At 59.5% G+C, this 26,722-nt stretch carries 25 protein-coding genes; 13 read left to right on the plus strand and 12 right to left on the minus strand.

Going from position 1 to position 26,722, the window contains the following annotated elements:
- Positions 1–16: 16 nt before the first annotated feature.
- The 7 genes from RBB47_RS04065 to pobA all read right to left on the minus strand — a co-directional run bounded on the left by RBB47_RS04065 (position 17) and on the right by pobA (position 5,987).
- Positions 17–1,336, minus strand: a complete 1,320-nt coding sequence (locus RBB47_RS04065; RefSeq protein ID WP_305984465.1) for a lyase family protein — start codon at positions 1,334–1,336, stop codon at positions 17–19.
- Positions 1,337–1,431: 95 nt separating this feature from the next.
- Entirely contained in the window at positions 1,432–2,259 is an 828-nt protein-coding gene (locus tag RBB47_RS04070) for a 3-keto-5-aminohexanoate cleavage protein (RefSeq protein WP_305984466.1), read from the minus strand.
- A gap of 9 nt (positions 2,260–2,268) precedes the next feature.
- Positions 2,269–2,889: a protocatechuate 3,4-dioxygenase subunit alpha gene (pcaG, locus tag RBB47_RS04075; RefSeq protein WP_305984467.1), complete on the minus strand. Its 621-nt coding sequence runs from the start codon at positions 2,887–2,889 to the stop codon at positions 2,269–2,271.
- A 3-nt stretch (positions 2,890–2,892) separates the two neighbouring features.
- Positions 2,893–3,621 carry a protocatechuate 3,4-dioxygenase subunit beta gene (pcaH, locus tag RBB47_RS04080; RefSeq protein ID WP_305984468.1) on the minus strand — a complete coding sequence of 243 codons (729 nt, stop codon included), beginning with the start codon at positions 3,619–3,621 and terminating at the stop codon, positions 2,893–2,895.
- A gap of 35 nt (positions 3,622–3,656) precedes the next feature.
- Entirely contained in the window at positions 3,657–4,034 is a 378-nt protein-coding gene (gene pcaC / locus RBB47_RS04085; protein WP_305984469.1) for a 4-carboxymuconolactone decarboxylase, read from the minus strand.
- Positions 4,027–4,818: a 3-oxoadipate enol-lactonase gene (gene pcaD / locus RBB47_RS04090; RefSeq protein WP_305984470.1), complete on the minus strand. Its 792-nt coding sequence runs from the start codon at positions 4,816–4,818 to the stop codon at positions 4,027–4,029. Before pcaD ends, pcaC begins: the two co-directional genes overlap by 8 nt.
- Positions 4,818–5,987 carry a 4-hydroxybenzoate 3-monooxygenase gene (gene pobA / locus RBB47_RS04095; protein ID WP_305984471.1) on the minus strand — a complete coding sequence of 390 codons (1,170 nt, stop codon included), beginning with the start codon at positions 5,985–5,987 and terminating at the stop codon, positions 4,818–4,820. The genes pcaD and pobA overlap by 1 nt, the downstream gene beginning before the upstream one ends.
- A 92-nt stretch (positions 5,988–6,079) precedes the next feature.
- Here pobA and pcaQ point away from each other — a divergent pair, with 92 nt between their 5' ends.
- Positions 6,080–7,000, plus strand: a complete 921-nt coding sequence (gene pcaQ / locus RBB47_RS04100) for a pca operon transcription factor PcaQ (protein ID WP_305984472.1) — start codon at positions 6,080–6,082, stop codon at positions 6,998–7,000.
- Here the strand turns inward: pcaQ and RBB47_RS04105 are convergent.
- Positions 6,972–7,892, minus strand: a complete 921-nt coding sequence (locus RBB47_RS04105; protein ID WP_305984473.1) for a LysR family transcriptional regulator — start codon at positions 7,890–7,892, stop codon at positions 6,972–6,974. The two genes, pcaQ and RBB47_RS04105, sit on opposite strands and share 29 nt — an antisense overlap.
- A 75-nt stretch (positions 7,893–7,967) precedes the next feature.
- Between RBB47_RS04105 and RBB47_RS04110 the strand changes: the two genes are divergently transcribed.
- The 8 genes from RBB47_RS04110 (at position 7,968) to RBB47_RS04145 (ending at position 16,122) form a co-directional block, all read left to right on the plus strand.
- Complete coding sequence (locus RBB47_RS04110; RefSeq protein WP_305984474.1) at positions 7,968–8,978, plus strand: TRAP transporter substrate-binding protein; 1,011 nt, start codon at positions 7,968–7,970, stop codon at positions 8,976–8,978.
- 45 nt (positions 8,979–9,023) lie between these two features.
- Positions 9,024–9,548 carry a TRAP transporter small permease gene (locus RBB47_RS04115; RefSeq protein WP_305984475.1) on the plus strand — a complete coding sequence of 175 codons (525 nt, stop codon included), beginning with the start codon at positions 9,024–9,026 and terminating at the stop codon, positions 9,546–9,548.
- A gap of 5 nt (positions 9,549–9,553) precedes the next feature.
- Positions 9,554–10,930, plus strand: a complete 1,377-nt coding sequence (locus tag RBB47_RS04120) for a TRAP transporter large permease (protein WP_305984600.1) — start codon at positions 9,554–9,556, stop codon at positions 10,928–10,930.
- 17 nt (positions 10,931–10,947) lie between these two features.
- Positions 10,948–11,730: a coniferyl-alcohol dehydrogenase gene (locus tag RBB47_RS04125; protein WP_305984476.1), complete on the plus strand. Its 783-nt coding sequence runs from the start codon at positions 10,948–10,950 to the stop codon at positions 11,728–11,730.
- 10 nt (positions 11,731–11,740) lie between these two features.
- Positions 11,741–12,538, plus strand: a complete 798-nt coding sequence (locus RBB47_RS04130; protein WP_305984477.1) for a nuclear transport factor 2 family protein — start codon at positions 11,741–11,743, stop codon at positions 12,536–12,538.
- 10 nt (positions 12,539–12,548) lie between these two features.
- Positions 12,549–14,060: an aldehyde dehydrogenase family protein gene (locus RBB47_RS04135; protein ID WP_305984478.1), complete on the plus strand. Its 1,512-nt coding sequence runs from the start codon at positions 12,549–12,551 to the stop codon at positions 14,058–14,060.
- 53 nt (positions 14,061–14,113) lie between these two features.
- A complete protein-coding gene (locus tag RBB47_RS04140; protein WP_305984479.1) occupies positions 14,114–15,295 on the plus strand; it encodes an OsmC family protein in 1,182 nt (393 codons plus the stop codon).
- 62 nt (positions 15,296–15,357) lie between these two features.
- Positions 15,358–16,122, plus strand: a complete 765-nt coding sequence (locus RBB47_RS04145) for an SDR family oxidoreductase (RefSeq protein ID WP_305984480.1) — start codon at positions 15,358–15,360, stop codon at positions 16,120–16,122.
- A gap of 41 nt (positions 16,123–16,163) precedes the next feature.
- Here RBB47_RS04145 and RBB47_RS04150 read toward each other — a convergent pair whose 3' ends face one another.
- Positions 16,164–17,006: a helix-turn-helix domain-containing protein gene (locus tag RBB47_RS04150; protein WP_305984481.1), complete on the minus strand. Its 843-nt coding sequence runs from the start codon at positions 17,004–17,006 to the stop codon at positions 16,164–16,166.
- Between the two features lie 135 nt (positions 17,007–17,141).
- On the opposite strand from RBB47_RS04150, the gene RBB47_RS04155 reads away from it, so the two are divergent.
- The 4 genes from RBB47_RS04155 to RBB47_RS04170 are packed head-to-tail and all read left to right on the plus strand — an operon-like array spanning position 17,142 to position 23,143.
- Entirely contained in the window at positions 17,142–18,785 is a 1,644-nt protein-coding gene (locus RBB47_RS04155; protein ID WP_371932733.1) for a sulfatase-like hydrolase/transferase, read from the plus strand.
- Positions 18,786–18,788: 3 nt separating this feature from the next.
- Complete coding sequence (locus RBB47_RS04160; RefSeq protein WP_305984482.1) at positions 18,789–20,054, plus strand: alkyl/aryl-sulfatase; 1,266 nt, start codon at positions 18,789–18,791, stop codon at positions 20,052–20,054.
- On the plus strand, positions 20,051–22,132 hold the full coding sequence (locus tag RBB47_RS04165) for a TRAP transporter fused permease subunit (protein ID WP_305984483.1): 2,082 nt from the start codon (positions 20,051–20,053) through the stop codon (positions 22,130–22,132). Before RBB47_RS04160 ends, RBB47_RS04165 begins: the two co-directional genes overlap by 4 nt.
- Positions 22,133–22,168: 36 nt before the next feature.
- On the plus strand, positions 22,169–23,143 hold the full coding sequence (locus tag RBB47_RS04170; RefSeq protein ID WP_305984484.1) for a TAXI family TRAP transporter solute-binding subunit: 975 nt from the start codon (positions 22,169–22,171) through the stop codon (positions 23,141–23,143).
- A gap of 87 nt (positions 23,144–23,230) precedes the next feature.
- On the opposite strand, the gene RBB47_RS04175 is transcribed toward RBB47_RS04170, so the two are convergent.
- The 3 genes from RBB47_RS04175 to RBB47_RS04185 form a co-directional block, all read right to left on the minus strand.
- Entirely contained in the window at positions 23,231–24,601 is a 1,371-nt protein-coding gene (locus tag RBB47_RS04175) for an aspartate aminotransferase family protein (protein ID WP_305984485.1), read from the minus strand.
- Between the two features lie 19 nt (positions 24,602–24,620).
- On the minus strand, positions 24,621–26,102 hold the full coding sequence (locus RBB47_RS04180; protein ID WP_305984486.1) for an NAD-dependent succinate-semialdehyde dehydrogenase: 1,482 nt from the start codon (positions 26,100–26,102) through the stop codon (positions 24,621–24,623).
- Between the two features lie 91 nt (positions 26,103–26,193).
- Positions 26,194–26,715 carry an Lrp/AsnC family transcriptional regulator gene (locus tag RBB47_RS04185; protein ID WP_305984487.1) on the minus strand — a complete coding sequence of 174 codons (522 nt, stop codon included), beginning with the start codon at positions 26,713–26,715 and terminating at the stop codon, positions 26,194–26,196.
- Between the last annotated feature and the right edge of the window lie 7 nt (positions 26,716–26,722).

Here is a 26,722-nt window from a genome sequence, read left to right on the forward strand (position 1 = left end):
CCCGACCGATATCAGGTCAATCGCGTCCAGTGGTGCGCCTGGCAAATATCCTTCGGGACATTTCCCGGCAAGGCTCGATGACCAGGCGCGGATCAAGCGCCGTCTGCCAGTCGATCTTGAGAGGACTGAGTTTATTGAGAGCCTCTGCGAACGGTGCGCTGTCACTGGCGGCTCTCGCAACGAGGTCTTTCGCTTCGGCCCTCGGCAGTCCGGCCTTTGCCAGCACGAAACTTGCGGTTTCGGCCATGAGTTCCGGATTGGCAGCCACGGTGGCGTCGAGATGCTTAGCGTTCGTGTGCATGCTGTCCGAAAGCGCTTGAGCATGGCGAAGGGCCGACCCCGCAGCCATGAACGCCTGGGGCAGCATCATCCACTCCAGCGGCCATTTCGTTCCGTCCCGCTCTTCAAGTGGATCTGAAGCTGCTGCAAGTCCGCTTTGAGAAAGATTGGCTATCTGGTTCAAAACAAGGATGGTTTCCGCCTGAACCGGATTGGATTTTTGGGGCATGGTCGACGAGCCGCCACCAGTTCCGCTCGAGACTTCTGCAATGTCGGTGCGCCCCATAACAATGAGATCGCCGGCCATCTTTGCAAGCGCGGTGGAAACGCGCTGAAGCCACGCTGCAAGGTGCAGAAGGGGCGTCCGGTTCACATGCCAGGACGGCCCGTCTTCAAGACCGAGTTCGGCTGCGAGGGCCCGCGCTACCAGGGTTCCGTCCGGCGCGATGGCGCTGTTCACACCGGAGGCGCCGCCGAACTGGACCCGCAAGGCAGACGCTCTGAGCGCAGCTAGATCGTTTTTCGCATCGATCAGTGGCTGCGCCCATTGCGCGATCCGGTATCCAAGCGTGACCGGCGTTGACACCTGGCTGCGGGTGCGGCCGGCAAGCAGTTGCTCCGCATTTTGATTGCTGCGCGTTTCCAGCGTGTCGATCAATCGGTCGAGCCGCGCTTCCAGGATATCCAGGCACGCCTTCGCCTGTAGCATCTGAGCGGTGTCGATGACGTCCTGGCTGGTTGCCCCCCAGTGGAGCCATTTACCGGCATCTTCACCGGTGATCTTTCGCAATGTTGCGACAAGTGCTGGAACAGGTACGCCTGCCGACCGGGTTCCCTCGGCAAGGCCCTCTGGCTCCATCGCCGCATCCTGCAATTGCCGGTCGATGGTGTTTGCCGCGTCTGCGGGAATGATTCCAAGACGTCCTTGTACAACGGCCAAAGCCTGCTCGAAGCGGACCATTTGCGCGACGTCGCCGGCATCATCGAGCAGCGGAAGGAGTTCGTCATCGGAAAAGAGACCGGCGTGAACTTGGCTGGAAAACAGGGAAACGGGCATGGCTCTCAACAGTTTGGGCGATGCCCTCATTTGAGAGCCAAGCGGTAACTCAGGTCAAGCCGCCTGGGGTACGGCTTCATTTATGGGTCCGCACCCTAGAGTGGCAGCTCCAGGATCTCGCGGGCCTGCTGCCAGGTTGCGACCGGGCGCTCGTGCTTTTCGCAGAGCTCAACCGCGCGTTCAACGAGTGCGGCATTGGACGGGGCAAGCGTGTCCTTGTCGAAGCGGACGTTGTCTTCAAGGCCCGTGCGGGTGTGGCCACCGGCGGCAATGCACCACTCGTTGACCGTCAACTGATATCTTCCGATACCGGCCGCGCACCACTCGGCGTCGGGCACGAGCCGCTGGACGGTCTTGATGTAGTAGTCAAAAACGTCGCGGTCGACCGGCATTGCGTTTTTCACGCCCATCACGAATTGCACATAGAGCCTGCCAGGAATGCGCCCGTCCTTGTTCATGGCCGCCGCCTGGTGGATATGGCTGAGATCGAAGGCCTCAATCTCGGGTTTGACCGTGTAAGTCCGCATTTCACCGGCCAGCCAGTCCACAAGATCGGGTGGATTTTCGTAGACACGTGTTGGAAAATTGTTCGACCCGACCGACAGCGACGCCATATCGGGCTTGAGCGGAAGCATCCCGCCACGCGCCTGGCCGGCGCCGGACCGGCCACCGGTCGAGAACTGCACGATCATGCCCGGACAGTGTTTTTCTAAGCCCTCTTTGAGGCGGGCGAATTTTTCCGGGTCCGACGAAGGCGACTGGTCGTCATTCCTCACATGGGCATGAACAATGGACGCACCGGCCTCAAACGCTTCATGGGTGCTCTCAAGCTGCTCGGCGACCGTGACGGGTACTGCCGGGTTGTTCTCCTTGGTCGCTACCGATCCCGTGATGGCAACGCAGATAATGCAGGGCTTTGTCATTTGGCTCACTCAAATATCGAAAAAGACGGTTTCATCTTCTCCTTGAAGCTTGATCTCAAAGCGATACACGGCTTTGCCGTCCCGTTCACTTCTTTTGGCAATCAGTGTTGCCCGCCGGCGTTCCCACTCGATCAGGTTCAAAACGGGATCTTTCGAATTGGCGTCCGCTTCGTCCTCGAAATACATGCGGGTATTGAGGCCTATATTGATGCCGCGTGCAACAAGCCAGAGGCTGAGATGTGGTGCCTGTGTTCCGACATTGCGGCCCTGGCAGGGCCCGGGCTTGACCGTCTCGAAGGCCCATTCGCCGGTTTCGAAATCGGTGATGACGCGGCCCCAGCCGCGAAACCCTTCTTCGACCTCGCCGCCGCCTTCCGGATGGGCATAGTTGCCGGCGGAATTCGCCTGCCAGACTTCGAGAAGGACGTCCTTGATGGGGGATCCCATGCCGTCCATCACGATGCCTTCAACACGGATGCGTTCGCCGGCGGCGTGCGGGCCGGCGATGTCCCAACCCAGCTCCTGCTTGTAGATATCAAACCCGGCAGCGCCCGGCGCCAGACCGATATGAACATAGGGACCGGCCGTCTGGGAGGCGGATTCCTTGAGGTAATTCAGCGTCTGAGGCATCGGTCAGTTCCCTTCCAAACGGTTCTCGAACAGGGTCGAGCGCCGTCCGCGCAGGACCACGTCGAACTTGTAGGCGATCGTGTCCAGCGGAATTGTTTCATTGAGGTCCAGCTTCGCGGTGAGCTGCTCGATCGCATCCGGGTCCGGGATCGTGTTGACGATCGGGCAGATCGGGATCAGCGGATCCCCCTCGAAATAGCATTGCGTGATCAGGCGCTGGCAAAAGGCGGAACCGAAGACCGACATGTGGATATGGGCCGGGCGCCAGTTGTTCACCCAGTTGCGCCACGGATAGGCGCCGGGCTTCACGGTGCGGAAATAGTAGTAGCCGTCTTCGTCGGTGAGAGTTCGCCCGCAGCCGCCGAAATTCGGATCGATGGGAGCAAGATAGGTGTCCTTCTTGTGCCGGTACCGGCCACCCGCATTTGCCTGCCAGATCTCCACGAGCGTGTTCGGCACCGGCTTGGCGCTTTCGTCGAGAACGCGTCCGTGCAGGATGATCCGCTCGCCGATCGCGCTTTCACCCGGCTTGGCGTAGTTTTGCAGCAAATCCTTGTCGAGCGGATCGATGTCGTTGTGTCCGAAGACGGGACCGGTAATTTCCGAGACCGAATTCTGAAGGCTGATCATCGAATATTGTGGCGACCGCGACACCGAAGTCTTGTAGTCCGGCGTAAGCGCCGGTGGCTGGCGGGTGCGATCGCGCTGGTAGTATTCGCCTGGTTTGAGCATGGTTTCTCCCTCGATTGCCAGGGTAGACGAAAGCCCTATTCGGACTCCATCTCCGCATATGTCTGTTTGGCCAGTTTCAGCGCCTGGTTGGCGCGCGGCACACCGGCGTAAATCGCAACGTGCTGAAAGGCTTCCAGCACATCCTGCTTGCTCGCACCGGTCCGCTGCGTCGCCCGGATGTGCATGGGGATTTCCTCGAAATTCCCAAGCGCCGCCAAAAGGGCAAGCGTCAGCATGGACCGTTCGCGCGGGCTGATGCCGTCCGACGCCCACACATTGCCCCAGGCGCTCTCGGTGATCAGCGTTTGAAACGGTCCGTCCAGGTCCGTTCGACCGTTTTCGGCCCGGTCAACATGGTCGTCTCCAAGGACGGCTCTGCGGACGGCCATCCCCTGGTCATAGCGTTCAGGCATGGAGATCCTCCTTCAGAAACGTCAGCAGGTGAGCGGCGTAAATGTCGGGACGCTCAACACAAGGCAGATGCCCTGCATCTTCAATCTCTGCGTATCGGCTTCCCGGCACCAGACTGGTGGTTGCCCGCACCTGGTCCGGCGGGCTTGCCAGATCCTGTTCGCCGCCGATGCCAAGCACGGGCAGGCGGAGCTCGGCGGTTGTTGAGGTCAGGTCAGTTGCCGCAATCGCCGCGCTGCAACCGTTGTAACCGTTAACAGGTGTGCGCGTCAGCATGTATCGCCATGCAGTGCATTCCTCGCTCCGGCGAAAATCCGCGCCAAACCAGCGTTCAAGAATGGCGTCGGCCATGGAAACGATACCGTCCTGTCGGATGCGATCGATCCGATCCTGCCACATCTCCGGCGTTCCCATCTTGGCAGCCGTGTTGGAGAGAACCAGGCCGCGGATCAGATCCGGTCGCTGGCTCGCCAATAACTGTCCGATCATGCCGCCGATGGAGAGGCCCACGAACACACAGCTCGAAACACCGATCGCGTTCAGAAGTTGCTCGGTATCGTCCGAAAGGCCTTGCATCGTATAGGGCGGTGGCGGACAGGACGACAGGCCGTGCCCACGCTTGTCGAAGCGGATCAGCCGAAGGCCCTCCTGCGGCAAAAGCGCAATGACCTTGTCCCAGAGCCTGAGGTCGGTTCCGAGAGAATTGGCGAACACCACCGGCAACCCGCCCGGGTCGCCGTCCTCCTGCCAGTGAAGGTCCGCAGATTTCAGCCGTGCGATCCGCATCAGTACGGCAATCCCACATAATTCTGCGCGAACCATTTCTGCGCGATTTCGTTGTGATGCAGCGACTCGATTTCGGCCCGTTGCATTTTCAGGTCGAAGTCCGACTGATCCGGGAACCGGTGCAGCATGTTTGTGGTCGCCCAACTGAAGCGCTCTGCTTTCCAGATACGCGCCAGCGCGCGCTCTGAATACTGGTCGATGCCCTGCGTGTCCTTGTCCTGATAGTACTGGACGAGACCTTCAAACAGGTAGTGCACGTCGGAGGCAGCCGTGTTCAGGCCCTTTGCCCCGGTCGGCGGTACGATATGGGCGGCATCGCCACACAGGAACAGTTTGCCCCAACGCATTGGTTCGCAGACAAAGGATCTGAGGGGCGCGATCGACTTTTCAATCGATGGACCGGTGATCAGTTTTTCGGCGACGGAGTCCGGCAGACGGCGCTTCAATTCATCCCAGAACCGGTCATCGCTCCATTCAAAGACATCGTCGCTGAGATTGCACTGCACATAGTAGCGTGACAGGTTTTCGTTGCGCATGGAACAGAGCGCAAAACCGCGCTCGGAGTTGGCATAGATCAGTTCCTCATGCACGGGCGGTGTTTCAGACAGGACGCCGAGCCAACCGAAGGGGAACACCTTCTCGTAATCCTTGCGAACCGTGTCCGGGATCGTCTTGCGGCTGACGCCATGAAAACCATCGCACCCGGCGACAAAGTCGCAGTCGATCCGTCTCGCACTGCCGTCGACGGTGAACGTGACAAAGGGCTTGTCGGTGTCGACGTCCCGGATCTCGACATCCTCGACTTCAAAGATTGTCTGGCCACCGGATGCATCCCTGGCGTCATAGAGGTCTCGGGTGACTTCGGTCTGGCCGTAGACAATGACGTTCTGACCAATCAGTTTCTGAAAATTGATGTCGAACATCTCGTTTTCATAGGAGATGCAGGTGCCATGATGGATGAAACATTCCTTGTCCATCCGCTCCGAGACACCGGCCTCGCGCATCATGTCGACAAGGCCTGTTTCCAGGATGCCGGCACGAATCCGGCCGAGCACATACTCGCGCGTCTTGCGTTCAAGAATGATCGTCTCGATGCCCTTTCGGTGCAACAGCTGGCCAAGCAGCAGCCCGGAGGGGCCTCCTCCAACAATGACAACCTGTGTGCGCATGCAGTCCTCCCTGATTGATTTCATATTGAATGTTCAAAAAAGAGAAGTAAAATGAGAAATTCGGCCACTTAGTTTCCAATATGGGCATGTAAATGATCGATCGGCGTATCAAGTTCCGCCATATCCAGTGCTTCGTGGAAATCGCTCAGGAGGCGAGCCTGAAGCTTGCTGCGGACAAACTCAGCCTGACACAGCCAGCCATTTCCAAGACGCTCAAGGAGCTTGAAGAGATCATTGGTGCGACGCTGATGACGCGGAACAGGGCAGGGATAACCCTGACGAAACAGGGCAAGGTCTTTCTGCACTTCGCGCAGATCTCGCTGGCCAGTCTTCAACAGGGCCTTGATGGGGTCGAGCAGGAAGGCGACCAGGCACGCACGATGCTCAAGGTTGGCGCCTTGCCGAGTGTCGCGGCCAGTTTCATGCCACCGGTCATCAAGGAGTTTTCCGAGCTGGCTCCGAAGGTCACGGTGCAGATCATGGACGGCCCGCACGGGTACCTGATCGAGCGTTTGAAACTTGGAGAACTGGACCTTGTCATCGGCAGGCTGGGCCGTCCCGCCTCGATGGAGGGTGTGTCTTTCACGCAGCTTTATTCCGAACGTGTCGATCTGGTCGTCCGCACAGGCCATCCGCTTCTTGAAAGGCCCAACGTCAAGGACATCGTCCATTGGCCTGTGATCTATCCGCCGGAAGGGGCGGCAATCAGACCGCTGGTGGAGCGCTTCCTGATCGCCAATGGCGTCGGTGAAATCCCGAACAAGATCGTGACCGTGTCCGGTGCCTTTGGAAGGGTCTATACGCGGCGGACCGATGCCGTCTGGATCATCTCCTCCGGTGTCGTCCATAACGAGACGGCCGACGGCCATCTCGTCCGCTTGCCGTTCGACAGTGACATGACCCAGGGCCCTGTCGGTCTCATGACACGGCCGGACACACCGCCGAGCCCCGAAGAGCACGTCTTTCGACTGGCGGTGCAATCGGTCATCGACGATCTGGATCTGAAATCCTGAGCTGACGGGAACTGGCGATCACCGTGTCGCGCAGCCACCTGTGTGCGGGATCGTTTGTGGAGCGCTCGTGCCAGACCATGAACACGCTCAGGACTTCCGTCTCGAAAGGAAGCGGTGCCATATCCAGTTCGCGTAACGTCGACAGGTGCATGTACTCCAGTTCGGTCGCCAACATCTTCGTGCCGCGAACAAAGGGTGTGATGCCGGAGAAATTCGAAACGGTGACGGTCGGCTTAGGGATGAAAGGCAGGTCAGGTGCCCGCAACACGTCGTTCGATCCGCCGCCGAGGACGAACTGCACCGTCACATGCTGTGCCGCCAGATATGCCGCCATCGTCGCTGGCGGTTCGGTGCAGGTCTTGTCGAAGAAACACATCATCTCGCCGGAAAACAGCTTGTGCTGGATCATGTCTGGTGCATCGGGCGGGATCGGTGTCAGGATCATGTCGCACCGGGCGTCCCGCAGCAGCGAAACGCTGGGAACGCCGGACGGTTTGAATTCAAGGGAGAGCTTCACGCCCTCCGTTTGAAACCGCCGGACCAGGGGCGGGAAGATCAGGTCGCGCTGCATGTCGTTCGCAGCCACAACAAAATGCATATCTTCCGATGTCGGGTTGAAGGGTCGTTGATCGGTCAGCGACTTGAGACCGTCGAGAACCTCAAGCACCGGAACCTTCAGGGAAAGCGCAGTTTCCGTGGGTGTCAGGCCTTGCCCGGATCTGACGAAAAGCGGGTCGCCGAGGATTTGCCGAAGCTTTGCCAGCGTGTGGCTTACGGCCGACTGGGTGACTTCGAGCCGCTCCGCCGCACGAGAGACGGAGGACTCTTCCAAAATCACGAGGAACGTGCGCAGGATCTGGCCATCCAGATTGTGAAAATCGAATTTGTTCATATCTATTATGAATAAGCATGAATGGTTTCGATGTCGAATCCCCCCTACCTTGATGCGGACATTTGGGAGGAAATCATGAAATCGAAATCGCTGTTGGGCGCGGCCGCAATTGTGCTCGCGTCAATGATCCCGCTCACAGTCTCCGCGGAAGAATTGTCCGTTGCGAACTTCGTCCCGCCGCAGCACCACACGAACTCGGTGCTGTTCAAGTGGTTCGGGGAAGAGGTTGAAAAACGTTCCAACGGGACCTTGACCATCAAGGTTTATCCGGCCGGACAGCTCGGCGCCGGACCGGTGCAGCAGTACAAGCGCGCCGTGGAAGGTGTCGCAGACATCACGTTTGGCCTTCAGGCTTACACCCCTTTGATTTTCCCGAAAACGATGCTCATCATCCCGCCGGGCAAGGCGACAACCGCGCTTGAAGCAACGGAACGGTTGTTGTCCGTCTATGACGAGCATCTGGCCGATGAATACGAAGACGTGAAGCTGCTTGGCGTTTTCACCGTTGCGGGCAATGCCTGGGCTGCAACCGGTGACTATTCGACGCTCGACTCGCTGGCCGGTACGAAAATGGTGCCGTACGCCGCGATGACGACACCGCTGGTCGAAGCTCTTGGCGCAGTGCCGGTACAGATGCCCGTCACCGAGATGTATACAGGGCTCAGCACCGGAACCATCGACAGCACCACGGCGACCTACAACAACATGACGCCGCCCTGGAATTTCTGGGACGTTTCAAGCCATTTCATCGAAAACGTGCCGGTCCAGTTCGCCGTGTTTTTTGTCGCCATGAACAAGGAACGCTATCTCGAACTGTCGGACGAGCATCGCGCGATCATTGATGATCTCGCCGGTGAAACGTTCTCCATGATGGGGGCGCAGAGCTTTCACGGTGCGGACGAGCGTTCGCTTGAAGCCATGAAGTCCGCCCCGCAGATGGAAAAGGTCAGCTGGATCAAGGTTTCGGACGAGGAGCGCGCCAAGATGGACGCGGCCGTTGCCGAAGGCATGAAGGTGATCTTCGAAGACTATTCCAGCCGCGGCATCGACAATGCCGAGGAAATCTACGACGCGATCAACAAGTAATGGCGCGGGCGGCTTTTCGCCGCCCGATTTCGTGGAGGATCACCAATGTCCGATCTGTTGTGGATCAAGGCGCTGGACAAGCTGCTCGTTTGGGTCGCGCTCCTGTGCGGCGGTGCGATGCTGGCCTTCATGACACTGTTCGGGACCTGGAACGTGCTCGTCATGCGCAAGGTGATGAACGCACCGATCCGGGGAGCGGAAGACCTCATGATCCTCTCCCTGGTGATCCTTGTGGCAATCGCCATTCCTTTTGGCGGGCGCTGCGGCGCGCATATCGAGATTGAAATCATGGAGAGCCGGATGTCGCCTGGCTTTGCGCGATGGTCGATGTTCGTTTTGCGTCTCGTCGGCGGTGCGCTGATGCTGCTGATGGCTTTTGAACTGATCGCGGCAGGACAGAAGGCCACGAAATTCGGTGAGACCACCCAGCAGCTCCTGATCTCCTACGAGCCCTTCTATTACCTGCTCGCCACATGCGTAGCGGTCTACGCGCTCGTGCTGGCTAGCGATGCGGTCCAGCTGGTCCTGCGCGGTAAAATCAATCAGATCAGATTGGGAGAAGAGCTGTGATCAGCATGACCGCCCTCGGGGTCATCGGGCTCCTGATCCTGTTCGTGCTGCTGGCGCTGAGGTTCCCGGTCGCACTGGCAATGATCCTGGTTGGTGTCGTCGGAACCATCGTTGCAACGGCCAACAGGTTCCTGCTGCTCGGCATGGACCCGGACCAGGCCTGGGCCCGCGGTCTGAAGACGGCAATGTCCAATCTGTCCGGCGAAACCTTTGAGGCGGCGTCGAACTACAATCTGCTCGTCATTCCGATGTTCGTACTGATGGGCAACCTTGCCGGCGTTTCCGGCATGTCCGCTGATCTCTTTGCGGCCGCCTACCGCTGGATGGGGCACATGAAAGGCGGTCTCGCCTCCGCGACAATTGCCGCCTGTGCAGGCTTTGCGGCTCTTTCCGGATCGTCGCTCGCCGCCGCCATCACCATGGGTCGGGTGGCGCTACCGGAAATGAAGAAGTTTGAGTATTCGGACAGTCTTGCGACCGGATCGGTGGCAGCGGGCGGAACGCTCGGCTTCCTGATCCCACCGTCCGGCGGCATGATCATCTACGCGGTGCTTACGGAACAGAGCATTGGCCGCCTGTTCATGGCCGGGGTCATTCCGGGCATTCTGATGACGCTGCTCTTCATCGCTGCGATTTATCTGACGGTTCTGCGCCGGCCACAGGCCGGACCTCCCGGTCCTCGCGCAAGCTGGCAGGAACGCCGGGCCGCCGCTTTCGCGGCTCTCCCCTTTGTCGTCGTCGTGGGTCTTACGATTGGCGGCATGTACACCGGCTTCTTCACACCCGTTGAAGCATCTTCCGTCGGCGCGTTCCTGACGCTCCTGGTGGCGCTCTGGCGGCGCTCGCTCAACGCCAAAGCCCTCAAGGAGGTGATCTTTCAAACGGTGAAGGCGTCCGCAACCGTGTTTCTCATCATCATCGGTGCATTCATCTTCATCCCGTTCATGTCGATCACCGAACTGCCCGGACAGCTCGTGAGTCTGATGACCTCCCTGCCAATCGGTGACTATGGCATCCTTCTCATCATCATCCTCATCTACATGTTTCTCGGCATGTTCCTGGAAGGCATTGCCATGCTCGTGCTGACCATTCCGGTGGTACTGCCGATCATCGCGGCGCTGGAATTCGGGTTCGATCCGTCCATGGCCGACATGAAAATGATCTGGTTCGGGATCGTTGTCGTGATCGTGCTTGAGATGGGCATGATTTCCCCGCCGGTGGGGCTCAATGTTTTCGTCGTGAAGTCGATCGCGCCGGGTGTCCCGATGGGACAGATATTCAGAGGCATCTGGCCGTTCTGGTTCGCCATGGCCTTCATGCTGCTGTTGCTCGCGCTGTTTCCTCAAATCGCAATATTCCTGCCACTGACGATGGTGGGCTGACCTCGGGAGGGTTTCAAATGAACACTGGCAAGACGTTTATCGTGACGGGTGCGGCATCCGGGATTGGTGCTGAAACCTGCAGGCTGCTCAAGGAGCAGGGGGCAACCGTCATTGGCGTTGACCGCAACGAGACTCAGAACGCGGACCGTTTCTTCCAGGCCGATCTCAGCGATCCGGATTCGATCGACGCGCTCGTCGCGGACTTGCCTGAGGGCACGGACGGTCTCGCCAATATCGCAGGTGTTCCGCCAACGATGGCAGCAGAGGCCGTTCTGAAGGTCAATCTTTACGGTCTGCAACGCCTGACGCTCGGGCTGGTTCCGAAGCTCGCCGATGGCGCCTCGATTGCGAACCTTGCCTCGCTGGCGGGTTTCGGCTGGCCGAATGCGGTCGACCAGGTCAAACGCACGATGGACCTGTCGCTGGAGGACGACGTCGCCGGTTTTTGCGCAGCCGAAGGTCTCAATGAGGCTGAAGGCGGACGCTCCTACTTCCTCTCCAAGGAAGCCCTGATCGTGTGGACGATGCAGAACCGCTGGGCCTGGCGGGACAGAAACATCACCATGAACTGCATCAGTCCGGGACCGGTCGATACACCCATCTTGGGAGACTTCCTGAAAACGCTGGGCGAGCGTGCCGAGGAAGACCGCAAGCATATGGATCGGCCGGGCACGCCGCAGGACATCGCGCCCGTTGTTGCCTTTGCGCTAAGCGATCATGCGAAGTGGTTTCGTGGCGCCAACCTGACGGTCGATGGCGGCATGTCCGGCCACATCCTGAGCAAAATCCACCAGCTTTGAGGCCTTCGCCATGCAATCGCTGACAGGCACGCAGAAAATCCATCACGCCGCCGGGCTCTATCTGGAAGGCATCCGGGACGGCAAGGTCTGGGAGGCGCTGAACGCACACACGGGTGCGCGCTACACGCAGCATTCCACCGGCGTTGGTGACGGGCAGCAGGGCTTTGCAGATTTTTTCGGCCCGTTCCTGGAACGCAACCCGGTGCGCCATATCGAGGTGGTCCGGGCAATCGAGGACGGGCCGTACGTCTTCCTGCATGTCTATCAAAGCCTCAACAACGAAGAGAGCCGGTGGGTGACGGGCGACCTGTTCGATACCGACGAAAGCGATCGGGTGATCGAACACTGGGATGTCATCCAGGCCTACGAGACGGAAACAAAGTCGGGCCGGACCATGACGAACGGTGCCACGGCGATAGAGGACCTCGACAAAACGGACGCCAACAAGGCGCTGGTGCAGGCGTTTTGTGATACCTGCCTTATCCGCGGCGAAGCGGACCGTGCGCCGGAATTCCTATCCGCCGCCGAATACCATCAGCACAATCCGGGTGCAGGCGACGGGCTTGACGGTTTCGAAGCCTTTGCGGCCGGGCTTGCAGCCCGTGGCGAAGCGATGCGTTACTGGAAAGTCCACAAGCTGATCGGCCAGGGGAATTTCGTCGTCACCCTTAGCCACATGCAGATGGGCAGAAGCCACTACTGCGTCTTCGACATTTTTCGGCTGAAAAACGGCAGGATTGTTGAGCACTGGGACGTCATTGAAAAAATCCTCCCGCCGGAGGAATGGAACAACCAGGGGAAGTTCTGAGGACAAGATCATGACCAACATGGACCAAGTCATCACCACGGACATTTTCATCAACGGGGAAGGGCGTCCGGCCTCCGGCGGTGCCGTCTATGATCTCTACAATCCCGCAAGGCCGGCCGAACTTGTCGGTCATGCCGCAGCCGCGTCGCGTGAAGACATGAACGCCGCCGTTGAGGCGGCCCACGCCGCCTTTCCGGCCTGGGCAGCGCTCGGTTATCAGGAACGGGCGCGCAGGCTGCGAGATATTGCGGCGGCGCTGACGGCAGATGAGGAAGACGTCAAATATCGCTCGCGTCTCTTTACCCGAGAGCACGGCAAGATCGCCCGCGAAACGCTTCTGGAAATGAGCAGGCTCGGTGATCGGTTTATGCAGGCGGCCGCTTACGGCGAGCGCATTGCCATCGATGAAGAACTTGGACCGGCAGAGGTCGGGCCGAAGTTCGACACGATCATCACCCGTCAGCCGCGCGGTGTCGCCGCGCTGATCGTGCCCTGGAACTGGCCGTTGTCGATCCTCGGGGCCAAGCTGCCGCAGGCCCTTGTCACCGGCAACACGGTGGTGGTGAAACCGTCGGAAGATTCTGCGATGGCGCCCGTGCTGACGCTTGAAATCATCGCAAAAATGCTGCCACCTGGCGTCGTCAATATCATCACTGGCGATGCCAAACAGATCGGCGACACGCTGACCGGCCACCCGCTGGTGCGGATGGTCAATTTCACCGGCTCCGTCGGGGTCGGGCGTCATGTTATGAAGGTCGCAGCCGAGAACCTGACGCCGGTGACCCTGGAACTCGGCGGCAATGACGCGGCTCTGATCCTGGAAGATGCGGAGCTGAATGAAGACGCCTTCAACAAGATGTACTGGGGCACTTTCGGATCGTCCGGCCAGATCTGCATGGCGCTCAAGCGCATGTATGTGCACGAAAACCGCTACGACGAGGTGGTTGACGGCTTTACCGCCGCCTGCGAACGCGCCGTGGTCGGTGACGGGCTTTTGCCGGAAACCACCATGGGCCCGGTCAACAATCCGCGTCAGCTCAAGGTCGTGAAGGACATGATCGCGGAAGCGCGCGCAAAGGGGGCGGATCTGAAGGAATGCGGCCAGGTGCCGGATGAGGATCTTTACAATGGCGGCGGATTTTTCCAGAAACCCACGCTGGTCTACGACGCCGATCCGTCGCTCAAGATGGTTCGCGAGGAACAGTTCGGGCCCTGCCTTCCGATCATGAAATTCCGCACGGAGGAAGAGGCGATCGAAAAGGCGAACGACAGCGAGTTCGGCTTGTGCTCCTCCGTCTGGACCGTCGATGCTGAACGCGCTGTGCGGATCGCGCGACGTCTTGAGGCCGGATACACCTATCTGAACGGTCACGGACCGATGGCGCAGGACGGGCGCGGCCCCTTCGGCGGTTTCAAGCATTCCGGCATCGGCCGGAACCTTGGCTATGACGGGGCGCTCGCCTTCGCCGAACCGCATTCCATCTCAGCGCCTGCCGGTTTCCTGCTCAGCGAGACGAACTGATCCGGTTGCCCCGACAACTAGCGAACAAAAACGAATTTCCGGAGGAAAGAGACATGGCACAGCTTGGCGAAAACATCATCGGTGAGAGCAGTTTTGCGCCGTTCTTCAAGGTTTCGAATGCCGATGAAGTGACCATCGATGCGCCGGACAACCGCAAGGGTGACGCCTTGCGGACCTGGGTACGGTCCTTGTCCGGGTTCCAGAAAGAGGCGTTGGTCAGATCCGCCAAGACAGGTGACACCTGGCGTCTCGTTTCCGATGAGGGCGCTTATCTCAATGGCTATGACGAGGCGCCGTGCCCCCTGGCTTTTCTGACGACCGGCATGATCGCCAGCTACATGAACGAGATCCTGGCTCTTGCCGAGATGCAGGGTGTCGAGATCCGCAAGCTGAGGCTGATCCAGGACAATTACTACACCATGAAAGGTTCTATGCCGAAACGCACGATGGTAGGCGGAGCAGAACCTGTTGAGCTGCGCGTCGAGATCGATTGCGATCTGGAGGACGGCGAGCTCAACACGTTCCTGATGAACGCTGTTCATGCGTCTCCGCTCAATGGCCTCATGCGTGGCAAACTGGAGAGCCTGTTCAAACTCGGCAAGAACGGCGTGGAGCTGCCGACAGCCAAGGTCGCCGAGATCGAGGGCGACCTTTTCGAAGACCCTGGCAATCATTTTGCCAAGAGCGCGGCGGCTGCATCCGACCTCGTGCTTGTGGAACCCGTCGGCATGACGCCGAAAAAGGAGGTCGCGCTTGGAACGGCAGCTGCCGCCTCAAGTCTGGCCGACGAACAGAACCGGCGCCTCAACCCGGGTGCCATCGCCGAATTGAGGCCCGACGGCATCAAGGACATTCAGCAGATGCTCTATTCGCCGCACGGAACAAGTTTCCGTTTCCTGAGCTCTGAAGACGGCCGGGCACCGGATGCCAACACGCTGATAAGCGCAGGTGTCGGTTTCTGTTTCATGACCCAGTTCGGCCGCTTCGTCTCCATGCTGAAACTGGACCTTCCCGACTATCGCATTGTCCAGGACACCCACTTCTCGCTCGGCGGTGCCTCCGGTGGCACCGGAAAGGCGGGCGAGGCCGATCCGATCGAGACACATGTCTACCTGGAAACCACCGAAAGCGACGAGACGGCTCAGGAAATGCTCGATATCTCCGAACAGACCTGCTTCCTGCACGCGTTCTGCCGCACCGATCTGAAGACCAAGCTGAAAGTGGTTCGCATTTGACGTGAAGGTTCTATGACCTGATTGTTCAGGGTCAAAGCCGTAGAGGATCTGGGAGGATCGACATGAGGGTTGCCTTGACGGGAGGGGCATCGGGCATCGGGGCGGAAGTCGCGAAGAAACTGGGCGACCTCGGGCACGAGGTTACCGCGTTCGACATCTCCGAACCCGAGGTTCAGGTGGCGAACTGGATCAAGACGGATCTCAGCGATCCGGACTCGATCCGCGCAGCGACGGATGCCGCGTCTGGAACGTACGATGCGCTCATCAACAATGCCGGGTTGCCGCCACGCGATGGGCTGGAAGAGAAAATCCTGCAGGTGAACTGGTTCGGCCTGCGCAGCTTTATGGACAGCATGCTCGACAAGCTGGTTCCGGGCAGTGCCATCGTGAACACGGCCTCTCGGGCGGGTGCGCACTGGCATGACAATCTTGATGAGGTCAAGGCCCTGATGGCGCTGGACCGCCACGCGCTGCCAGGCTTCATCGCGGACCGCGGCATCGACGCGACGCGGGCGTACAATCTCTCCAAAGAAGCAGTGATCGTCATGACCATGGCTGAGACTGAAAACATGATCGCTCGTGATCTCAGAATGAACTCAGCCAGCCCGGCAGCGGTCAGCACCGGTATCCTGAAGGATTTTGCGGCTGCGTTCGGAGATCGGATGGCCAGGAATGTCGCACGGGCCGGACGGCCAGGCCTGCCGGAGGAAGTGGCCGACGTTATCGTTTTCCTCGCCTCACCGGAAAGCGGTTGGATCAAGGGGCTGGACATCACCATCGACGGCGGCATGAGCGCGATGGCGATGAGCGACAGGCTGGAACTTTAGCGGTTGGGAATTGCGACCCGTCTCTTGCGGTCACTACAGGATCAATGAGGCGTCGACAAAACATCCGGAGCCTTTATTCGCTCTCGGTCCAGCACCTCTGCAACGCGTTTTGCCGCTTTTTGAAGATCGTCCAGGCAGCCGAAGGCCAGCACTTCGTTGATATCCATGTCATCTATCATCCAGAGAATACTGATCGATCCATGCACGCCGGACTTTGAAATGATCGGGACTGCCATCGCGCCGAGCTCCGGACCCGGGTCGAAAGGTGCTTGCCAATAGGCAGCCTCGCGCAGCCCAAAGCCCCGCTGCCGCGTTTCGGCAATTTCACGTTCCAGAAATCCGCTCTCGATAAGGCGTGTTTCTTCTTTGCTCGCCATGTTGCGGATACTTTCCAGATGGCGTTCGGCAACCCGCTCGGGAGAAAAAGCGAGAATGGCGCGGCCATGCGCAGACAGAACCATCGACGGACGGATACCGAGCGCAGTCCGCGTCGGCGCCATCGGGCCGCGGAGGCGGGTGCTCTCGATGATTTCGATCCGCCCCGCGCCGACCACCGCGTTGAGATCAGACGGCAGCCCGGTCTGCCGTCCCTTGAGCTCCAGAAGAATAGGGCCCGCAAGTTCTGCGAGCGGATGCGCGCGCGCCTTTTCTCCAAGGACCTTGCCGATGGAATGTGACAGTTCGTATTGCCCCTCGACGATATTGCGCCGGACCCATCCGCGATGTTGAAGGCTTGCGAGAAGGCGCAGCAAGGTCGCGTTCGAGTAGCCGGTCGCCTGGCGCAGGTCGGCCAGCGACGAGCGTGTGTGGCGCGACAGATACTCGATGATTTCGAGCCCGCGTTCCAGCGATCTGACGCGTTCGTTCCGGTCTGTTTCGGCCATGGTTCAATCGGTCCGCCTAGCGGACTGGAGAATAGACAGCCTGAAAAAGAAGGGCAATACTTTGTCAACAAACGGGCGCTGCCCGAGGGAGGAAGCCGGCCGGTACGGTTGGCAAAAAAGTGGAGAAATCCGCGCTTGAATATTCTGTTCATCATGTATGATCAGCTAAGGTTTGATTACCTCAGCTGCGCCGGACACCCGCATCTGCAGACACCGAATTTCGACAAGGTGGCGCAGATGGGGGTCCGCTTTACAAACGCCTATGTCCAGTCGCCGATCTGCGGCGCAAGCCGGATGAGCTTCTACACCGGCCGGTACGTGTCCTCTCACGGAGCGGCCTGGAACGGGTTCCCGCTTCGTGTGGGTGAACAGACCCTCGGCGATCACCTGCGCGCCTCCGGCATGGATTGCTGGCTGATCGGCAAGACGCACATGAAAGCAGACAAGGACGGCATGAAGCGGTTGGGGCTGGCGCCTGACAGCATGATCGGCGCAAGACAGGCCGAGTGCGGGTTCGATGTCTGGATCCGGGACGACGGGCTCTGGGGCTACGGTCCGGATGGTTTTTACGACGAGAAGCGCTCCCCCTATAACGAATATCTGAAATCGAAAGGTTATGAGGGCGACAACCCCTGGGCCGATTTCGCCAATGCGGGCATCGACAAAGACGGCAACATCGCGTCCGGCTGGATGTTTGAAAATGCCGACAAGCCGGCAAACATTCAGGAAAAGGACAGCGAAACCCCCTGGCTGACGGCCAGGACCATCGATTTCATCGAAGAGCAGAATGGGCCCTGGTGCGCTCATGTCAGCTACATCAAGCCGCACTGGCCCTATATCGTCCCGGCGCCTTATCACGACATGTTCGGCTTAAACCATGTTCCCGCGCCCTGCCGCCACGAGGCCGAGCGGGAGGACCCGCATCCGGTTTTTGCCGCTTACATGGACAACCTGATCTCGTCTGCCTTTCAAAAAGACGATGTCCGGCAAAAGGTCATCCCGGCCTATATGGGGCTCATCAAGCAATGCGACGATCAGCTTGGCATCCTGCTGGACTATCTTGAAGCCAGCGGACGGCTGAAGGACACCATGATCGTCCTGACTTCGGACCATGGCGACTATCTCGGAGATCATTGGCTGGGCGAAAAGGATCTCTTTCACGACCCGTCCGTGAAGATCCCGATGATTGTCTACGATCCGCGCCCTGAAGCCGACGGCACGCGCGGCACGACCTGCGACGCTCTGATCGAATCCATCGATCTCGCGCCGACCTTTGTGGAAGTCGCGGGCGGCAAGGTTCAAGATCATATTCTCGAGGGCCGCTCATTGGTGCCCTGGCTTCGCGGCGAAACCCCGGCGTGGCGGGAATTTGCCGTTTCCGAATTCGACTATTCTCCGACGCAGCAGGCGGTGAAACTGGGTCTCGATCCCAAGGACTGCCGCCTCTTCATGGTGTTCGACGGACGCTACAAGCTGATGCATGCCGAAGGTGGGTTCCGGCCGATGCTGTTCGATCTGAAAGAGGACCCGGACGAGTTCCACGATCTTGCGAAGGGCACAGCTCATCAGGCGGAGATTGACCGTCTCTACGCCATGTTGGCCGATTGGGGCAGACGCTGCGCGCAGCGGGTCACGCGCTCCGACGACGACATCAGGAATATGCGAGGAAAATCAATCCGGAAAGGCATTCTGCCGTTCCTGGTCGACGGCTCGGAAGTACCTTCCGAGTTGACTGAAAAATATCGCGGCCCGGCGATGCAAGATCACACCGGAGACTGACCCATGCCCAACGCCGATTTGCTCCACCACAATGAGACACAGTTTCGAAAGTCGATCGTCGAACTGGCGCCGGGCATGTGGACGGCGGTGGGCTACGCGGCATCAACGCAGCATATTGTTGAAGGCGAAACCTCTCTGACTGTCATCGACACGTCTGAGAGCACGGGCGCGGCGAAAAATGTGCTTGCGGAAATCCGGAAGCGCACCGACAAGCCTGTGGGGCGAATCATCTACACGCACAGCCACCGCGACCATATTTCGGGCGCGAGCATATTCGCCGAGGGTCGCGACGTTCCGGTGCTGGCGAACGCGAAGTTCAAGTCTGATCTGGTTGGCCAGGACGACAGTATCATTGCACCACACAAGGCGCTGAACCGCAGAACCGCTGCGCAGTTCGGCGTCGGGTTAACACCGGAAGAGCGCGTCTCCCTGGGCTGCGGCCCCGGCGATCGGCCAATGGAAGGTCTGGGCGCAGGCTTTCTGCCACCGACGGAACTTGTGGACAGCAATCGGGAAATCGACCTTGACGGCGTCAGGGCGAAGCTGATCATGGCGCCCGGCGAGACCGCCGATCACATGGCCGTCTGGCTGGAAGATGCCGGCGTTCTGTTCCCGGGCGACAACTGGTATCACGCTTTTCCCAATCTCTACGCCATCCGCGGCACGCCCTATCGTGATTTTGCTGCCTGGGCGGACAGCCTCGACCTGCTTGCCGGACTTGGTGCCACCGTGTTGGCTCCGGGACACACGATGCCGGTGTTCGGAAAAGACAGGGTCCGCGACGTTCTGAGCACGACCGGTGCGGCGATCCGGCATGTGATGCGTCACACCGCGGACGGCATGGACAAGGGCCTGTCCCTGGACGACATTGCCGCAAGCCTGAGGTTGCCGGAAGAGATTGCACAAAAACCCTGGCTCGGTGAATTCTACGGCAAGGCGAGCTGGTCGGCCCGCGCTTTTGCGACGGGGACTCTCGGCTGGTACGACGGCAATCCGACCCATCTCGGCACGCTCTCTTCGGTAGAACGCGCAACACAAATGGCAGAGCTTGCCGGCGGTGTCGACGCGCTGACAACAGCTGCACGGTCTGCGGCGAACCCGCAGTGGCGCCTGGAACTGTGCGACCATTTGATAGCGCTCGGTGAGCCGGCTGAAACTCTCAAGGCCGAAGCGATGGAACAGCTGGCCGAGGGCGAAGTTAACGCGACGGCCCGCAATACTTACCTCTGGAACGCACGCCAGCTTCGGAATGCGGAGGCGGCCAAATGAGCGAGACCAGATTTGAACAGCGGATCGCCGACATTCTGTCCTTCATCTTCGCCATGGTCATTCTGGTTTATGCAGCCTCTGGGCCGCTGTCCGAGTTTGTCCGTTGGGTGATCGAGGTCACGACACCCGGTTTCGACGAACTGTCCCGTCGCCAGCAACGGCTGCTTCTGCGTGATCACTGGCTCGGCGGCAGCTTCCGGTCATTCGAACGCGCTTTCCTGCTGCCGACCGGCCTGATCCTCGGACTGCCGATCCTGTTTTCCTTTGCCGTTGCTTTCCTCAGTCTGAATGACACCCGGCCATGGATAAAGTGGGTTCTGACGGCGCTCTCCACCTTTGTCTTCTGCATGTGGGTCGCAAATCTTTTTGCCGTTGACGGCGGTGCCCTGCCGTCGGCGCGTCCGCTGGACTTCATCCTCTTTCCGATCGCAACGGTGCTGGTTCTATATCTGACCTGGCGCAATTTCGGTTCCTTCATCGTCGGCTTCTGTCTCTTCTGGGTCATCTACTTCTTCGTGCGCGGCTGGCTTCCGGAATGGACCGGCATTCTGGCTGGGTCCGAAGCAACGCTTGCACAGAGCATGCGCTCCATGGTGCTGAATTTCTGGTCGCAAACCGGTGGCATGTTCGGCCAGCCCCTTCAGGTGGTGTCCGGCAACGTGCTGATCTTCATCGTCTTCGGAGCCGTGTTGATGGCGAGCGGTGCAGGCGACCTCCTGATGAAGATCGCCAACCGGCTGACCGGCGGTCTGACTGGCGGGGCCGCCCACGCAGCCGTTGCGAGTTCCGCGTTGTTCGGCACCTTGAGTGGTGCGGCGATCTCCAATGTGGTCTCGACCGGGGTCATGACCATTCCCGTGATCAAGCGCTCCGGGTTCCGGCCCGCCTTTGCGGCTGCCGTGGAAGCGGCAGCCTCGACCGGCGGGCAGGTGATGCCGCCGGTGATGGGTGTGGTTGCCTTCTTCGTCGCCGGACAGATCGGGCTCGAATACCGATACATCGTAATTGCCGCGATCATCCCGGCGGCATTCTTTTACCTTGGCACGTTCCTGACGGTTTATTTCGAAGCGCGGCGGCAGGGCGTCGGTCCGCTGCCTGAGGAAGCACGTCCGAGACTGACCGGTGCAGAACGTGTGCAGTGTCTTGTCTTCGTGTTGCCCCTGGGTGTTTTGAGCTACTTCCTGTTTGCTCAGCCGTCAGTGCCCAAAGCCGGGTTTTATGGCTTCATCGTTGCGCTCGTCAGCGCGTTGCTTCTGTTCCGCAGTTTCCGCTCGCCTGACAAGCTGTACGCGGCTTTCGTCAGCGCCGGAAAGATGTCGGCGTCGATCATCGTGATCGTCACCGCGATCGGTCTGATCGTCGGCCTGATCCAGGTGTCCGGCTTCAGCGGACGGTTGTCGCTGTTGCTCGCCCAGCTCGCGGGCGGGCCTTTGTTCGGGACGCTGGTCGTCGTCGCCCTTGGCGCGATCGTGCTCGGCATGGGGCTGCCACCGGGGGCAACCTATTTCATCATCGTCATCGCACTCAGCTCCGGCATTGATGCGGTCGGGATCGCACCGCTCACCTTGCATCTTTTCGTGGTCTTCTTCGCGGTGATTTCGACCGTGACACCACCGGTGGCGCTTGCAGCTTTTGCCGCCGCGCCCATTGCAGGAGCGGACCCGGTCCGCACGGGCTTCCAGGCCGCGCGTCTTGCGCTGGCGGGCTTTATCATTCCGTTCGTCTTCGTCTATCACCCCGCCGTTTTGTATAAACTCCAGGTCCTGTTTGGCTGGTTCGGCGGCGAGGTGCCGACATCGAAGGCAATGATCGACATTTCCACCGTGAGCTGGTTCGATCTCGGCTGGATCATCGTCGCCTTCTCGCTCGCCATGTGGCTATTGACCTCGGCCCTGACAGGGTTTGAGAAAAACCGCCTGAATGTCGCCGAGCGCATATTGCGGGGTGTCGCGGGCGTTGCGCTGCTCATCCCGAACATGGCAGTCGCCGGCATCGCGTTGGTCGCCGGCATCGGCCTCGTCATTGGACATCGGTTTCTGGGGGGAGACCCGTCACCGGTCGACGCGAAGTCGGCCTGAAACAACTGAATACGCATTGGTCAGGGAGGACAATACATGCGGAATCTGGCAATCGCCGCAAGCGCGGCAATGATCTGGGCAGCACCGGCCCAGGCGCAGGACACCTTGAAGATGGCGACGATCGCGCCCAGCCTCGGGCAGGCGATCACCATGGCCACCTTCGCCAATATCGTCACGGACAATCTCGACGATATTGAAATCGAGGTTTCCGGCGGCGGCGCGGCAACGCTTCACATGATGGAAGTTGCCCGCGGCAACCTGGACATGTCCATGACCAGTCCGGTGATCTACAATCTCATGTCCGCCGGCAAGGCGATGTATGCCAACGAAGCGGACGCTCCGGAACTTGCCAAGAATTATCGGCTCTTGATGTGGTTTCCTTACGGCCAGTATCACTTCGCCGTTCGCGACGACAGCGACATCCAGGTTCTCGACGACATCGAGGGAGCTTCGGTCTTTCTCGGCCCCCAGGGCGGCGGCGCTTATAACGCGGCGCGCGGCTGGGTTGAATCCACAACCGGTCTGGTCGAAGGCGAGGACTACGATGCCATCAAGGCCAACTGGCAAACCGGCTTCCAGGCGTTTCTGGACGGCAAGATCGATGTCTACGTGAATGGCTGCCTCGACCCGTGCGGTCAGTTCATCCAGTTTACAGAAACGGAAAACCTGCGCTTCATCGGTCCGGAAAGCCATGAAGGCGAGGAGGTCGACAAGTGGCTCGGCAAATGGCGCTACCGCGCCGAGGTTCCGGCCGGCATGTATGAGGGCCAGAAAAACGAGGATGCGGTGATGTCCTTCGACACGGCTGTCGGGATCGGCGTGCGCGCCGATCTGGACGAGGAAACCGTCTACAAGGTCACCAAGACCTTCTGGGACAATCTGGAACAGGTCACGTCCGAAGCCCCCTGGGCAGAGGCCCTCGACGTGAAGTTTGCCGCAACAAAACGCGGCCTTATGGAACTTCACCCGGGTGCAGAGCGCTACTACCGCGAAGTCGGCGCGATTGAATGAGAACAGGGGCGGGAGGCAAAGGCCTCCCGCCCAATTTCACTTTGCAGCAGGCTATATTGCGGGCGACTCAGGAGACCAGAGGACGTCTCACCCAAGAACGTCCGAAACGGCTTTCCGGGTCCTGTCGACGATCACGTCGGCTTCCTCTCTAGTGAGACATAGAGGTGGGGCAAACCCCAGGATGTCGCCTTGCGGCATCGCACGCGCAATCACGCCATGCTTGAGAAGCGCGGCCGCCAAAGCGGGCCCGATTTTGCGCGAGGGGTCAAAAAAGGTCCGGCTGTCCCTGTCTTCCACAAATTCAGCGGCAACAAGGAGCCCTTCGCCGCGAATCTCGCCGATATTCGGATGATCTCCAAGGGCTTCGGCCATCATTTGTTTCAGATAAGCGCCGGTTTCGCCGGCGTTCGCGACCAGTTCGAGCTTGTCGACCAATTCAAGATTGGCGATCGCCGCGGCTGCGCCGATCGGATGCGCCGAATAAGTCCAGCCATGTCCTATTGGACCCGTCTCGTCCGTGCCTTGCATCAGCACATTCCAGACCTTGTCTGAAATGACGGAGCCGGACAGCGGTGCGTAAGCCGACGTCAGCCCCTTCGCAATCGTAATGATGTCCGCCTCAATGCCGTAGTGCCCGGACCCGAACATTGAGCCGAGGCGGCCGAAGCCGGTGACGACCTCGTCGGCGATCAGCAGGATATCGTGCTTTTTCAGGATCGGCTGGATCGCCTCCCAGTAACCTTCAGGCGGGGGCACCAGCCCGCCTGTGCCCATGGCCGGTTCGCCAATGAACGCTGCGATTGTATCGGCCCCTTCACGCTCGATCAGCAGTTCCAGCTCGGACACGCAATGAGCAACGAAATCCGCTTCTGTCATCGAAAGATCGGGGCGTCGGAAATAGTAGGGCGCTTCCGTGTGCAGGACATTGTCGAAGGGCAGATCGAATTTTTTATGAAACAGCTCCAGGCCCGTAAGCGACCCCGTCATCAGCCCGGAGCCGTGATAGCCGCGCCAGCGGGAGATGATCTTCTTCTTTTCCGGGCGGCCGAGAATGTTGTTGTAGTACCAGACGAGCTTGATATTGGTTTCGTTGGCGTCCGACCCGCCGAGACCGAAATAGACCTTGGACATGTTCGCCGGTGCACGGTCCAGAATCATTTTCGACAACGTGATCGAGGCTTCTGTGCCGTGACCGACATAGGCGTGATAATAGGCAAGTTTCCGCGCCTGATCGGCAATGGCGTCCGCGATTTCCCGACGCCCATAACCGACATTGACACAATAAAGCCCGGCAAAGGCGTCCAGAAGTCTGGTACCGTCCCGGTCTTCGATGTAAACGCCCGAGCCGGTCTCCACGATCCGGCTCGGTGCGTCTCCGCGCGCATGCTGTGCCAGGTGCGTTGAGGGGTGAAAGAAGTTTTCGCGATCCCACTGATCGAGCTGGTCGTTGCGAAGCATTTCCTGTCCTTTTGTTTGGTCACGCCCAGTCGCGGCAGACGTATTTGATATCCATGAAGTCGGCCATGCCGATGCGGGCGCCCTCGCGGCCGAGACCGGACTGTTTCATTCCGCCAAAGGGAATGGGCGCGCCAGTTACCTTGGTTCGGTTCACCGCGACCATGCCGAATTGAAGGCGGCGGCTCGCTCGGTAAATCCGGCGTGGATCGCTTGTGTGCACATAGGCGATCAGACCGTATTCGGTGTCGTTGGCGCGTCGTAGCGCTTCGTCTTCGTCGTCAAAGGGTGCGATTGCGGCGACCGGGCCGAACGTTTCTTCGTGCATGATCTTCGCGTTCGAGGGAACGTCCCGGAGCACCGTGGGCTCGTAGAACAGAGGACCGGCGGCATGACGCCTTCCACCGCACAGAAGCGCTGCCCCCTTCGCCAAGGCGTCCGCGACGTGGCTTTCCTGTTTGTCGATCGCCTTGTGGTTCATCAGCGGGCCGATGTCTGGGTCATCCAATCCGAATCCAACCGTTAGTTCGGCCGTGCGGGCCGCAAAGCGCTCGCAGAATTCGTCATACACCGGCCGCTCCACCAGAAAACGGTTGGCGCCAAGGCAATCCTGTCCTGACGTCGCAAATTTTGCCTTTACCGCTTCGTCCACGGCCCGGTCCAAGTCGCAGTCGGCAAAGACGAGAAACGGCGCGTGCCCGCCGAGTTCGAGAACCATGCGTTTGATCGTGTCCGCACTCTGGCGGTAAAGCAGCTTTCCGATCTCCGTGGAACCGGTGAAGGAGAGGGCCCTGACGCGTGTGTCTTCCATCCAGGGAGCAACGACTGTGGCCGGTTCACCGGTGATCACATTGAAAACACCCGCCGGGATGCCCGCGCGTTCCGCCAGTTCAGCCAGGGCGAGGCAGGAAAACGGTGTTTCTGCAGACGGATGCACGACCACCGTACAACCAGCTGCAAGAGCCGCAGACGCCTTGCGGGTGACCATCGCACTCGGAAAGTTCCAGGGTGTAATCAGCGCGGCCACACCGACCGGTTCCATCCACACTTCGACCTCCGCGTCGGCAAGATGCGAGGTCACGCCTTCGACATTCGGGCGTTTGGCTTCTTCGGCGAAAAACTCGACAAAAGAGGCGCCATAGTCGATTTCCCCCCGCGCCTCGGAAATGGGCTTTCCCTGCTCGAGCGTCATCAGCAACGCAAGATCCTCACGGTGGTCCGATATCAGCTCGTACCATCGCTTCAGGATGGCTGAACGGTCTTGTGGCAGCAGTGCCGCCCAGGGCGCAAAACTTCGATGTGCCGCTTCAATCGCGCCCCTGCTTTCTGCAACATCGAGACTGGCGACTTCACCAATCTCGTCGCCGGTCGCCGGATCGGTAACCTTGAGAGTGCTGCCGTCCTTGTTGGCAATCCATTTGCCGTCGACATAGGCGAAAGACCGAAGCAGGCGTTTGTCGTTCAAAAATGGAGGTGTTGATTCCTGACGAAGGGACATTTCCATCAATCCGGTCTCCTGTTGTCATGCGCCGACATTAAGAGAGTGGATCGCGATGAAACTTCTGAATGGGTGAACCTTGCTAGAGGAATTCTCTTTATTCAGGCTGATTGGCAGCTGTTTCCTCTGCGGCGTTGTCGCTGAGCAAAAGGTCAAGCGGCGGTGCGCCGTGCAGCTTCACGGGTTTTGTCACGACGTATGTGTAGTACCTCGCCAGTCCGACTTTTCCGTCCAGAAGCTGGTCAATGAGGCGTTGATAGCTGTCGATATCCTTTGTGATGATCCGCAAAATGTAGTCGAAGCCGCCACCGATGGCCCAGCAGGCGACGACTTCCTCAAACCGCTCGATGATGCGCTCAAAGGACTGAAAGCTCTCAGCCCTGTGGTTCTCCAGTTCGACAGTCACGAAGACCTCGATATGGGCGGCAATGTTTTTGAGCGAAATGTCGGCACTGTATCCGCGGATGATCCCGGCAGCTTCCAGTCGCTTGAGACGTTCCCAGAGCGGGGTAGGGGACAGGTTGACCCGCTTTGCAAGGTCGGCTTTGGAAAGCCTGCCCTCTTGCGACAGGATGGTCAGGATTTTCAGATCACGTTCGTCGAGTTTCAGCCCGGGCATGAGGCGA

The organism is Roseibium sp. MMSF_3544, assembly GCF_030732845.1.
Taxonomy (GTDB): Bacteria; Pseudomonadota; Alphaproteobacteria; order Rhizobiales; family Stappiaceae; genus Roseibium.